The sequence below is a fragment of the Rhodococcus ruber genome, from assembly GCF_016804345.1.
GTDB classification, from domain to species: domain Bacteria; phylum Actinomycetota; class Actinomycetes; order Mycobacteriales; family Mycobacteriaceae; genus Rhodococcus; species Rhodococcus ruber.
Window position 1 is genome coordinate 359106 of record NZ_CP044211.1, and the last position, 12488, is coordinate 371593.

Annotated in this window: 10 protein-coding genes; 4 read left to right on the forward strand and 6 right to left on the reverse strand. The window is 69.6% G+C overall.

Features of this window, described 5'->3' with window-relative positions; all coding sequences use genetic code 11:
• Positions 1 to 39: 39 nt before the first annotated feature.
• Positions 40 to 2901 carry a leucine--tRNA ligase gene (leuS, locus tag F1734_RS01690; RefSeq protein ID WP_124258699.1) on the reverse strand — a complete coding sequence of 954 codons (2862 nt, stop codon included), beginning with the start codon at positions 2899 to 2901 and terminating at the stop codon, positions 40 to 42.
• A gap of 104 nt (positions 2902 to 3005) precedes the next feature.
• Between leuS and F1734_RS01695 the strand changes: the two genes are divergently transcribed.
• Together F1734_RS01695 and F1734_RS01700 are read left to right on the forward strand one after the other, a co-directional pair.
• Entirely contained in the window at positions 3006 to 3410 is a 405-nt protein-coding gene (locus tag F1734_RS01695; RefSeq protein WP_010595402.1) for an SdpI family protein, read from the forward strand.
• A gap of 230 nt (positions 3411 to 3640) precedes the next feature.
• Positions 3641 to 4774, forward strand: a complete 1134-nt coding sequence (locus tag F1734_RS01700) for a response regulator transcription factor (RefSeq protein ID WP_048771186.1) — start codon at positions 3641 to 3643, stop codon at positions 4772 to 4774.
• Between the two features lie 21 nt (positions 4775 to 4795).
• Here the strand turns inward: F1734_RS01700 and F1734_RS01705 are convergent, their stop codons facing one another.
• Positions 4796 to 5449 carry a hemerythrin domain-containing protein gene (locus F1734_RS01705; protein WP_048771184.1) on the reverse strand — a complete coding sequence of 218 codons (654 nt, stop codon included), beginning with the start codon at positions 5447 to 5449 and terminating at the stop codon, positions 4796 to 4798.
• Between the two features lie 117 nt (positions 5450 to 5566).
• Between F1734_RS01705 and F1734_RS01710 the strand changes: the two genes are divergently transcribed.
• Positions 5567 to 6520 (forward strand): DUF1648 domain-containing protein, encoded by a 954-nt coding sequence (locus F1734_RS01710; protein WP_203011281.1) that lies wholly within the window; start codon positions 5567 to 5569, stop codon positions 6518 to 6520.
• A 113-nt stretch (positions 6521 to 6633) separates the two neighbouring features.
• Complete coding sequence (gene gad / locus F1734_RS01715) at positions 6634 to 8022, forward strand: glutamate decarboxylase (RefSeq protein WP_203011282.1); 1389 nt, start codon at positions 6634 to 6636, stop codon at positions 8020 to 8022.
• A gap of 3 nt (positions 8023 to 8025) precedes the next feature.
• Here the strand turns inward: gad and eutC are convergent, their stop codons facing one another.
• The 4 genes from eutC to F1734_RS01735 are packed head-to-tail and all read right to left on the reverse strand — an operon-like array spanning position 8026 to position 12486.
• Entirely contained in the window at positions 8026 to 8757 is a 732-nt protein-coding gene (gene eutC / locus F1734_RS01720) for an ethanolamine ammonia-lyase subunit EutC (protein ID WP_064066691.1), read from the reverse strand.
• Entirely contained in the window at positions 8754 to 10175 is a 1422-nt protein-coding gene (locus F1734_RS01725; protein WP_064066692.1) for an ethanolamine ammonia-lyase subunit EutB, read from the reverse strand. The genes eutC and F1734_RS01725 overlap by 4 nt, the downstream gene beginning before the upstream one ends.
• Positions 10172 to 11455: an aspartate aminotransferase family protein gene (locus tag F1734_RS01730; protein ID WP_420803907.1), complete on the reverse strand. Its 1284-nt coding sequence runs from the start codon at positions 11453 to 11455 to the stop codon at positions 10172 to 10174. The genes F1734_RS01725 and F1734_RS01730 overlap by 4 nt, the downstream gene beginning before the upstream one ends.
• A 59-nt stretch (positions 11456 to 11514) precedes the next feature.
• A complete protein-coding gene (locus F1734_RS01735) occupies positions 11515 to 12486 on the reverse strand; it encodes a choline kinase family protein (RefSeq protein ID WP_082900331.1) in 972 nt (323 codons plus the stop codon).
• Positions 12487 to 12488 lie beyond the last annotated feature (2 nt).

A 12488-nucleotide genomic window follows, 5' to 3' on the forward strand; every position in this document is an offset into this window, starting at 1 on the left:
GCATGCCACGCGGTGCGCTCCCGAGAACGGACCGGTCGACTACCTGACCACGTTCACCATCTTGCCCGGTACGACGATCACCTTCCGGGGTGCCGCGCCCTCGAGGAGGGCGGCGATCTTCTCGTCCGCGAGGGCGGCCGCCTCGATCGCTTCCCGCGCCGCGTCGGCCGGCACGGTGATGCGGCTGCGCACCTTGCCGTTGACCTGGATCGGGTACTCGACCGTGTCCTCGACGAGCCACTTCTCGTCCGCGACGGGGAACGGGCCGTGCGCGAGCGACTCGGTGTGCCCGAGCCGCGACCACAGTTCCTCGGCGAGGTGCGGGGCGACGGGCGCCAGCATGAGCACGAGCGGTTCCACCGCCGTCCGCGGCGCCCCGTCCGGGTACGCCTTGGTGAGGTGGTTGGTGTACTCGATCAGCTTGGCGATGGCAGTGTTGTCGCGCAGGCCCGCGTAGTCGTCGGACACGCCCGCGATCGCCTTGTTGAGGGCACGCCGCGTCTCGTCGGTCGGCTCGGCGTCGGTGACCCGCAGCGTGCCGGCCTCCTCGTCGATCGCGGCCCGCCACACCCGCTGCAGGAACCGCTGCGCACCGACGACGTCCTTGGTCGCCCACGGCCGGGACTGGTCCAGCGGGCCCATCGACATCTCGTACACCCGCAGCGTGTCGGCGCCGTAGTCGTCGCAGATCTGGTCCGGCCCGACGGAGTTCTTCAGGGACTTGCCCATCTTGCCGTACTCGCGGTGCACCTCCTCGCCCCGGTAGAGGAACTTCCCGTCGCGCTCCTCGACCTCCTCGGCCGGCACGTACACGCCACGCGAATCGGTGTAGGCGTACGCCTGGATGTAGCCCTGGTTGAACAGGCGCCGGTACGGCTCGGACGAGGTGACGTAGCCGAGGTCGAACAGCACCTTGTGCCAGAACCGCGCGTACAGCAGGTGCAGCACGGCGTGCTCGACACCGCCGACGTACAGGTCGACCCCGCCGGGGTCGTGCGGGCCGTGGATCTGCGGACGCGGACCGGTCCAGTACGCCTCGTTCTCCTTGGCGCAGAACTCGTCGCTGTTCGTCGGGTCGATGTAGCGGAGCTGGTACCACGAGCTGCCGGCCCACTGCGGCATCACGTTGGTGTCGCGGGTGTAGTGCTGCAGCCCGTCACCGAGGTCGAGCTCGACGTTCACCCACTCCTCGGCCTTGGCCAGCGGCGGCGACGGCTCCGAACTCGCGTCCTCGGGATCGAACGACACCGGCGCGTAGTCCTCGACGTCCGGAAGTTCCACCGGCAGAGCCGACTCCGGCAGGGCGTGCGGGTTGCCGTCGGCGTCGTAGACGATGGGGAACGGCTCGCCCCAGTACCGCTGCCGCGCGAACAGCCAGTCCCGCAGCTTGTACTGGATGGTGCCGGTGCCCGCGCCGGACTCCTCGAGCCTCGCGATGATCGCCTTCTTCGCGTCGGCGACGCTCAGCCCGTTCAGCTCGCCGGAATTCACGAGCGTTCCGTCGCCGGTGTACGCCTCCTGCGAGATATCACCGCCCGCAATCACTTCCACGATCGGCAGGCCGAACGCGGTGGCGAACTCCCAGTCGCGCTGATCGTGACCGGGCACGGCCATGATCGCGCCCGTGCCGTACCCGGTGAGCACGTAGTCCGCGATGAACACCGGCAGCGACTGCCCGTTCACCGGGTTGACGGCGTAGGCGCCGACGAAGACGCCGGTCTTCTCCTTGCTCTCCTGCCGCTCGAGATCCGACTTCGCGGCGATCGACGCCCGGTAAGCGGCGACGGCCTCGGCCGGGGTGGCGGCGCCACCGGTCCAGCGCTCGTCGACCCCCTCCGGCCACGCACCGGCGACGATCTCGTCGACGAGCGCGTGCTCGGGCGCCAGCGTGACGTAGGTGGCACCGAACAGGGTGTCGGGGCGGGTGGTGAACACCTCGATGTCGCGGCCGGTCTCCGCATCGCCGGCGCCCCGCACCGCGAACTTCACCTGCGCTCCGTGCGAGCGCCCGATCCAGTTGCGCTGCATGGTCTTGACCTTCTCGGGCCAGTCCAGGTACTCGAGGTCGTCGATGAGACGGTCGGAGTAGGCGGTGATCCGCATCATCCACTGCTGCAGGTGCTTGCGGAACACCGGGAAGTTGCCGCGCTCGGAGCGGCCGTCGGCGGTGACCTCCTCGTTGGCCAGCACCGTGCCCAGACCCGGGCACCAGTTGACGAGGGAATCCGAGCGGTACACCAGCCGGTACTCGTCGAGGGCGGCGAGCCGCTCGGCCTTCGACAGCGACGCCCAGTCGCGTCCGTCCGCGAGCGTGCGGGCGCCGGCGTCGAGTTCGGCGGCGAGCTCGTCGATGCGGCGCGCCCGGTTCTGCTCCGGGTCGTACCAGGCGTTGTAGATCGTCAGGAAGATCCACTGGGTCCAGTGGTAGAAGTCGACGTCCGTCGTGGCGACCGAGCGCCGCTCGTCGTGGCCCAGCCCCAGCCGGCGCAGCTGCCGCTGCATGTTCTCGATGTTGGCCTCGGTCGTGGTGCGCGGGTGCGTGCCGGTCTGCACCGCGTACTGCTCGGCCGGCAGTCCGAACGCGTCGTAGCCGAGCGTGTGCAGGACGTTGTGCCCCAGCATGCGGTGGTACCGGGCGTAGACGTCGGTGGCGATGTAGCCGAGCGGATGCCCGACGTGCAGGCCGGACCCCGACGGGTAGGGGAACATGTCCTGCACGAACAGCTTGTCCTCGGGGACGTCGCCGGCGAGCGGGCCGACCGGATTCGGCGCGTTGAACGTGCCACGCTCGCGCCACTGATCCTGCCACCGCTGCTCGATCCGGCCGGCGAGATCGGCGGTGTATCGGTGCTGCGGGGTGGCGTCGGACGACGAGGTGGAGGGCTGCACAGGACGAGTCACGGTGGTCGCTATCTACTTGGCTGACGTCGGTTACCTCCGACCAGGGTAGAGCGTGGCCTGCCCCGGCCCGACCAGCGGCTGCGTCTCCCACGTATCCTCGAGGGGTGTTGATCGTCGCCCTCGTACTGTTCGTGCTCGCTCTCGTCGTCGCCGGGGTCGCCGTCGCGGGTCTGACCGGACGGCTGCCGCGCAACCGGTGGGCGGGTGTGCGTACCGCGGAGGCCCTGCGCGACGAGGAGACGTTCGCCCTGGCCAACAAGGTCGCGGCTCCCAGTCAGCTCGGTGCGGCGGGCCTGCTCGTCCTCGGCGGCGTGGGCGCGCTCACGCTCGACACGGTCCCGGGCCTGATCGCCGTCGTGGGTGCCGGTATCGCCGCCTTCTTCACCGCCGGTGTCGGCGGTTCCATCGGTGCCCGCGTCGCGGCAGCCAGCGCTCCGGCCGAGACCGCCGGCTGCGGCACGTCGTGCGGGGCGTGCAGCCTGCGCGGCGCCTGCGAGCCGACCGCCTGAGCGAACCCCCACCGCCCGAGCGCAGCGGCGGGTGCGACGTCACCGTCCGAGCGCAGCGGCGGGTGCGACGTCACCGCCCGAGCGCAGCGGCGGGCGCGACGTCACCGCCCGAGCGCAGCGGCGGGCGCATTGTCACCGCCCGAGCGCAGCGGCGGGCGCATTGTCACCGCCCGAGCGCAGGAATCTGCGGGAGGGTTCCCGAGCGCGCGTTCGGACGCGATACTGACAGGGTGACCCCGGCACTGGCCGGCGCCCGATTGAGGTCCACGATCCGCGATGCGGCCGCCGCGGCGACGGACTCGACCGAGTTCCGGGAGGTCGTCCTGGACGCGATCCGCGCCCGGGTGCCCTACGACGGTGTCTGCCTGGCCACCACCGATCCCGCGGTGCTGATCCCCACCGCGCTGACGACTCGCGGTTACGAGACCCCGCGGGTGTACGCGACGGCCCTGGAACTCGAGTACGGTCCCGATCCGGTGCCGAGCGGCTTCGGCTCGTTGCTGGGCCGGGCGGTCCCCATCCGCACGCTCCGGGAGGTGACGGGCGACCACGTGACGAGCAGCCGCCACTACGCCGACGTGCTTGCGCCGAGCGGCATGCACGACGAGGTGCGCATGCTCTTCCGCGGTCGCGACGGGGCGTGCTGGGGCGCGTGCACGATGGCCAGGCGACCGGGCTCGGAGTTCGCCGACGAGGAACTCGACACTCTGGGCGCCGTCCTCATCGACATCGGGGAAGGGTTGCGCACCACGTTGTTCCGCAGCAGCGCACATGCCCAGGCCCCGGGCCCGGACGGACCGGCGGTGGCGGTCGTCGGACCCGACGACGAGTTCGAGTCGATCACCGCCGCCGCCCTCGAGTACTTCGAACGACTCGGCTGGGGCCCGCCCGGCAATCCCGAAGCCGCTGCGCCCGCGGTGTCGGCGGCACTGTGGCTGCGGCGTTCGGGGGCGGATGCCACGGTCCTGCGGGCCCGCACCCTCGACGGGGAATGGCTCGTGATCCGCGTCGGACGATTCGACAGCGAGCATCCGCCCCGGCGGGTGCTGATGACCGTGGAACGGGCGCAGCTCCCCGAGATCGTCACCCTGGTGGCGGCAGCACACGGACTGACCCGCCGCGAATCCGAGGTGCTCGCTTTGCTTCTCGCCGGCAGGACCCGTCACGAGATCGCCCGCGTGCTGGGCATCAGCCCGTACACCGTGCAGGACCATCTGAAGGCCGTGTTCGCCAAGACCGGCGTCAACAGCCGCGCGACCCTGGTCGCCAAGCTCGCACACACCGAGTACGTGCCCCGTCTGGGCACGCCCGTCGGCGCCGACGGCTTCTTCGAGCGGCCGCCGCGGCCGGCCTCGGTGAACTGACGCCGGCGCGCGGGGACCGCCTCACCCCCAGCGGCGTACACGCTGGTAGCGCGGGTTCCACCAGAAGCGGTGGACGAGCCGCAGGGGCACCGGCAGTTCACTCAGGACCAGACGAGCCTGCTCGGGCGTGGCGCCGTCGACGACGTACGGGCCGACCTGCGCGATCTCGCTGTAGGAGAGTTCCTTCACCGCCGCTGTGGACAGGGCGTGCCATTCCTGCGTGGTGATCACCTCCCGGATGAGGGGGAAAGCGTCGCGCTCCTCGTGCGCGAGGTGCGACCGCAGCAGTCCGACGAGGTCGTCGATGCGATGAGGCACCTGCTCCGGCCCGTGCTCCCGATCGTCGAACGCTTCCTCGAGTGCGGCGAGCGTCGGATCGATGAGAGAGTGCTCGGCCTCCATGTCGTCGAGCACCGCGAGATCGTCCGGCCGGTCGGCGAGCCTGCGGCGCATCAGCGGCCAGATGTGCGTGTCCTCGATCCGGTGATGGTGGTGCAGTTCCCGGCTGAAGCCGTGCCAGCCGACGAGCAGCGCGTCGTGGACCTCGTCGGTCTCGGTGCCGTAGGTCTGTGCCACGTTCGCCAGGCGTCCGACGTCGCGCCGGAAGGCCGCGTGCAGCAGCGTCATCACGACCATGTCGTCGTCGGTCAGGGCAGTGGATCCGGTGGTGGTCATGTCGGCCTCGATCCTGTCGTGCTCGAGTTCTCTCTACGAGCCTGCAACCCCGGGCTCCGGCCCTCAATCCCCCGTTCGAGGGGGTCGCCGGTGATGCCGTTTCCCTACGCTGGGGCCGTGACCACCCGCCGCGTGATCGACCCCGCCGGGGCCCTGTTCGGCCTGGGCCTGCCTCTCGTCGCCGCCGCGGCGACACTGCTGCTGACTCGAATGTGGGAATCGCGGCTGCCCCCACGGATCGCCACGCACTGGTCCGGGTCCGGGCCGGACGGATTCTCGGACCCGGTCTCGTTCTCGTGGACGGTGGCGCTGGTGATCCTGCTGGTCGGCGGCGGCTGCAGCGCGATCGCGGCGCTAGCCCCCGCGATGCTGCTGATGCGCCGCTACATGCTGGTGCTCGGTCTCGGCGTGACCGGTCTGCTGTCCACCCTGGGTGTGACGGTGCTCGCGAGCCAACTGGACACCCCGGCCGAACAGGCACAGCTGCCGATGTGGAGCATCGGCGCGGGCGTCGCGCTCGGCGTCGCCGTCGGGGTGTTCGGCGCGTCCCGGTTGCGGGATCACCGGGTCCGGCGGCCGGCAGCCGCCCGCCCGGATCCGGCGCTGCCGCGCGGGCCGGTCGAGCTGCCGATCGTCGAACAGGTCGGCACCGGGACGCGCACCACTGTGGTGCTGGCGGCGCTGGTGGTGGCACCGGCCGTCGTCGTGTGCGGCGCGGCGCGCAGCTGGTGGCCGCTGGCGATCTTCCTGCCGGTCGCCGTTCTCGTGCTGAGCCTGCTGCGGTTCCGCGTCGTCGTCGACGACACGGGCGTGCGGGTGCAGAACCTGCGAATGACGGCGGTGGACTACGACCTCGACGAAATCGTCGGCGCGCGGGTCGCGCACGTCCGCCCCTTCCAGGACTGGGGCGGGTGGGGACTGCGCGCCAAGGGGCGGGGCCGGTACGGCCTCGTCACGATCACGGGTCCCGCGCTGGTGCTCACCGTCGCCGGTGGGCAGGAGTTCACCGTCACTGCGGCGCAGGCGGAACGCATGGCCGGCGCGCTGAATGCGCTCGCCGACCGTCGCTGACCACCGGCCGGCGGATACCGCTTCCCGAACACGCCGCGAGTGCGTGGCCGATCCGGTCTAATGGGAGCGATTGCCGACGAGTACAGCGATTGCCGACGAGTACGGAGGCCGACGTGAGCCATCGGAAGCGGTTGCACCCGGACGGAGTCCTCGCACCGGCGTACACCGGGCGCATCGACAGCGAGCCGGTTCCGGCGCTGCGGCTGCCGGCGCACTCGATGGACCCGGCGGAGGCGTACCGGTACATCCACGACGAACTGATGCTCGACGGCAGTTCGCGGCTGAATCTCGCGACGTTCGTCACCACGTGGATGGAGCCGCAGGCCGACGTGCTCATGGCCGAGACGTTCGACAAGAACCTCATCGACAAGGACGAGTATCCGGCGACGTCGGCGATGGAGGAGCGCTGCGTGGCGATGGTCGCCGACCTGTTCCACGCGCCGGGGCTGTCCGACGTCGACCCGGGTACGGCGACGGGTGTGTCCACGATCGGCTCGAGCGAGGCGGTGATGCTCGCCGGGCTGGCACTCAAGTGGCGCTGGCGGGCCCGGCGGCAGGCGGCGGGACAGGACACTGCACGCCCGAACCTGGTGCTGGGCAGCAACGTTCAGGTGGTGTGGGAGAAGTTCTGCCGCTACTTCGACGTGGAGGCGAAGTATCTGCCCATGGAACCCGGGCGGTACGTCGTCACCCCGGAACAGGTGCGAGAGGCGGTGGACGAGAACACGATCGGGGTGGTCGCGATTCTCGGCACAACGTACACCGGCGAGCTCGAGCCGGTCGCCGAGATCGCCGCCACGCTCGACGACGTGGCCACTTCGGGCGGTCCCGACGTGCCGCTGCACGTGGATGCGGCCAGCGGGGGATTCGTCGTGCCGTTCCTGCAGCCGAAACTGAAGTGGGACTTCCGGGTGCCGCGCGTGGTGTCGATCAACGTCAGCGGCCACAAGTACGGACTGACCTACCCGGGCATCGGATTCGTGGTGTGGCGCGACAAGGAACACCTGCCCGAGGAACTGGTCTTCCGGGTCAACTACCTCGGCGGCGACATGCCCACCTTCACCCTGAACTTCTCACGGCCGGGAAACCAGATCGTCGGCCAGTACTACAACTTCCTGCGGCTCGGCCGCGACGGGTATCGCCGGGTGATGGAGACGCTGCGCTCGACCGCGAGCCGCCTGGCCGAGCAGCTCGCCGGGCTGGAGGGGATGCGCGTGATCTCCGACGGTACCGCCATCCCGGTGATCGCATTCGAGCTGACCGGCGATCCGGGGTTCACCGTGTTCGACGTCTCGCACGAACTGCGGGCGGGCGGCTGGCAGGTGCCCGCGTACACCATGCCGGCCGACGCCGAGGGGGTTGCGGTCCTGCGGATCGTGGTCCGGGAGGGGTTCAGTGCCGACCTCGCGCGACAGCTGTTCGCCGACATCGAACGGGTGTGTACCGAATTGCGCAAGGAGGGTCCGCTCCGGCACTCCAGCGAGCAGCACTTCGCGCACTGAGCCTCACTCCAAGGCTGTCTCGCGCGAGGTGTCCTTCAGCTGCACCCCGGACCTGCCGAGCCGACGCGCTCCCTGGACGAGGGATGCCACGACCCGGGCGGCATGGGCGAGATCGAGCCCGTCCGGGGGATGGATGTTGGACACGCAGTTGCGCTCGGCGTCGGTCCGCCCCGGCCGGGGACGATGCGTCAGGTACACCCCGAGACTGTCGGCCACCGACAGGCCGGGACGTTCCCCGATGAGGACCACCACCGTGGACACACCCAGGGCAGCGCCCACGTGGTCCCCGATCGCCACCCGCGCCTGGGTCGCAACGACGGGCGGCGCGAACGTCAGGCCGGGCGTCAGCGCGGTGGCCAGTTCGGCGAGCAACCCCGGCCCGTGTGCGGCCAGGGCCGTGGACGACAGACCGTCGCACAGGACGACACCGATGTCGGCATCGGTGTGCGGCACCGGAGACAGGTCGGCCGGGGTCCTGCCGAGATCGGGGCGGCGCAGGTAGACGGACCGATCCCGTGCGCGGCTCGCCACATGGATGGGCTCACCGATTCCGACGGCGGAGATCTGCGGATTCAGCTCCGCGAGGTCGAGCGGCGCATGGACCGCGTCGCGCGCCCGGGCGTGGGCCTCCGCGACCTCGAGCAGACGCGGGGTGGGCAGACCGTTCCCGTTCCGCCCCAGCCCGATGCGTGCCCGGGTGAGCGCGCGCAGGGGTGTCCAGAAGTCGTCGTTCATCCGCGTACTCCCGGGGATGCCAGTGCTCGCAGCGGAGAAGAATGCGGGTCGACGGGCAAGATCCGGCCGGTCGCGTCGGCCATGCCGTGCGCCCGCAACCATCGATCGAATTCCGGTGCGGGACGCAGCCCCATGAGCTCGCGAGCGTAGAGCGCGTCGTGGAACGACAGGCTCTGGTAACCGAGCATGACGTCGTCGGCGCCGGGCACCGTGATGACGAAGGCTGTGCCGGCGGCGGACAACAAGGTGAGCAGGGTGTCCATGTCGTCCTGATCCGCCTCCGCGTGGTTCGTGTAACAGATATCCACGCCCATGGGCAGCCCGAGCAGTTTGCCGCAGAAGTGATCCTCGAGCCCCGCGCGAATGATCTGCTTGCCGTCGTAGAGGTACTCGGGTCCGATGAAGCCGACGACCGTGTTGACCAGGAGGGGGTCGAGCGTCCGGGCGACCGCATAGGCGCGTGCCTCGAGTGTCTGCTGGTCCACGGGCCGGCCCCCGGTTCCCAGATGGGTGCCCGACGACAGTGCCGAACCCTGCCCGGTCTCGAGGTACATGACGTTGTTCCCGACCGTTCCACGTCGCAGAGACTTGCCGGCCTCGTTGCCCTCCCGCAGTAGCTGCAGGTCCACGCCGAAGCTGCGGTTGGCCCCCTCCGTGCCGGCGACCGATTGGAACACCAGGTCGACGGGTACACCACGGGCAGCCAGGTCGATGGTGGTGCTCACGTGGGTCAACACGCAGGATTGCACGGGGATGTCGTAGCGCAGTCGAACCTCGTCGAGCAGGTACAGCAGGTCCGCGGCGGCACGCGGCGAATCGCTCGCCGGATTGATGCCGATCACGGCGTCTCCGCAACCCAGCAGGAGCCCGTCGAGAGTCGCGGCGGCGATGCCGCGCGGGTCGTCGGTGGGATGGTTCGGTTGCAGGCGGGTGGCGAGCCGGCCGGGCAGTCCGACGGTGGTGCGGAACGCCGAGACGACGGTGACTGCCCTCGCAACCGCGATCAGATCCTGGTTGCGCATGATCTTGGAGACCGCCGCGACCATCTCCGGGGTCAGACCGGGACCGACCGCGGCAAGGCGGCCCGCGGCATCCGTCCGTGCCGCCGTGGTGAGCAACCAGTCCCGGAAGCCGCCCACGGTCAGGTGGCCGATCGAGGAGAATGCTGCCGCATCGTGGGTGTCCAGGATCAGGCGGGTGACCTCGTCCGTCTCGTACGGCACGACCGGTTCCTCGAGGAAGGTCGTCAGTGGCAGCTCGGCCAGGGCCCACTGCGCGGCCGCGCGTTCGCCGTCGGATCCTGCCGCGCATCCGGCCAGCTCGTCGCCCGAACGGCGGGGGGTCGCCTTCGCCAGCAGATCGACGAGCCCGTGGAATTCGTACGTGCGTCCGGCCGCTCGTCGGCGGTACACCGTCACGACGTCACCTCGGCGACGGTCCGGGCGAAGACGTCGAGGAAGTGGTCGACGTCGGCCGAGGTGAGCGGCAGCGGCGGACGGATCTTGAGGACGTTGCCGTGAGCGCCGGCTACGGAGATCAGGATCCCGCGGTCGCGCATCCGGTTCACCATCGTCAGGGCCGTATCGGCGTCCGGATACCGGGTATCGGCGTCCGCGACGATCTCGACACCCAGGAACAGGCCGGCGCCGCGGACGTCTCCGATCGACGCGGTCGTGCGCTCGATCGTCCGCAATCCGGTGCGCAGTGCGGCACCGCGCTCGTGGGCGACCTCGATCAGCTGCTCGTCGCGGATCACGTCGAGCACGGCCTGTGCGGCTGCCATCGACACCGGATTTCCTCCGAAGGTGTTGAAGTACTTGACCTTCGATCCGGTTTCCGCGACGACGTCGCGAGAGGTGATCGTGGCGGCGACGGGCATTCCGTTGCCCATGGGTTTGCCGAGGGTGACGATGTCCGGGACGATGTCGTGCCGTCGGAAACCCCACATGCCGTGACCGAGGCGGCCGAAACCGGGCTGCACCTCGTCGGCCAGGAGCAGCCCACCCCCGCCGCGCACCACGTCCGCGGCAGGTTTCAGGAAGGGAGCGGGATCCGGAAGGATCCCGTCGGACGAGAAGACGGTGTCGACGAGCAGGGCGGCGAACCCGTACCCGGACTGCTCGAGGTCGTGGATCTGTTCGGCGACCTGCGCGGCAAACCAGGCTCCGAGATCGTCGGTGTCGACACGATACGCATTCGGTGCCGGGACCACCCGAATCCAAGGTTCCACCGTCCGGGAGATCGACGGGGAGCATGCCGCGACGGCGGTGGTGTTGCCGTGGTAGGCGCTCTCGGTGACGACGATGCCGTGCCGGCCCGTGGCTTGCCGGGCCAGTTGCAGCGCCAGGTCGTTGGCCTCGGAACCAGTACAGGTGAACATCGCCACCGCGAGCGGATCCGGGAAGGTGCCGAGCAGATCCTCGGCGTAGTCGACGATCCCGTCGTGCAGGTAACGGGTGTGGGTGTTCAGCAGCCGGAGCTGCTCGGTGACGGCCGCGGTCACCCGAGGGTGACAGTGCCCCACGCTCGCCACGTTGTTGTACATGTCGAGGAAGCGGTTTCCGTCGCCGTCCTCGAGCCATACTCCACTACCGGCAACCGGATGCAGGGGTGTGCGGTACAGCAGCGGCGTGGCGCTGCCGAGCACCTGCCGCCGGCGCCGGACGAGGCCTCGCAGCTGCGGAGGCAGGCCGTGGATGTCGTCGAAGGCGAAGCCGTTGACCTCGACAGGGGAGGTCTGCTGGGTGGACACAGTCTTCACAGGGAGGCCAGCCACAGGCCCCACCTCGGATCCGCCATCTTCGTACGGGCGCGCATGAGCTTCCAGAGTCCGTACTTGTGGTAGTCGAAGTCCCATGCATCGCTGAGTTTGTTGTTCACACATCCCCACAATCCCCACTTGACGTCGGCGAGGACCCCGCAGACCTGCACGCGGGACACCACCGACCATTCCGCGGTGCCGTAGTAGGCCTCGACCATGTCGTGGATCCGACGGTCGTCGAAGAACATCTCGGTGGTGAGAACGGCAATCTCGTAGGCGCGATCGTTGTTGGACGCGAACTCGTAGTCCACGAGCTTCAGTGGCCCGGACTCCGAGTACAGGAAGTTGCCCGGCATGGGGTCGTTGTGGCACGGAACCAGGTCTAGACCCGAGGCCAGCACGGCCGATTTCGCCGCCCGGTACTCCCGCTCGACCACCGCCCAGTCCACCGGCAACGTCACCCCGAGACTGTGTGCCTGTTCGAGATGCTCGTCGACCATGTCGAAGATCGTCTTCGTCCGGCTCAGCAGCCCGGACGGATGCAGCGTCCGGTACAGGTCCACGATCCGTAGCGGTATGTCGTCGCGCTTGAGGTCGCCGTTGGTGCAGGCCCGATATCCCTCCAGGAACTCGATGATCTCGATTCCGGAAGCGGGATCGAACCGGACCACCTCGGGGCCGATTCCCAGTGCCCCCGCTCGGCGGCCCATTTCGTTGGCAACGGTGCGGTCGACGAACGCCTCGCTTCCCGCGCCGGGGATCTTCATGAAGTAGCGGGTATTACTGCCTTCCAGAGTGATCCGCCAATTACTGTTCTGGAGGCCGCCCGTCACAGGGGCGTAGTACAAGCCGCGCCCCTGCCACTGCGATACGGACGACAGGGCATCCTCGACCACCCGTTCGGCGGGGGTGCGGGCGCTGCCCATGGGGCGATCGTCCCGGGCGAGCGGGGTGGAGAGTGTGGTCATCG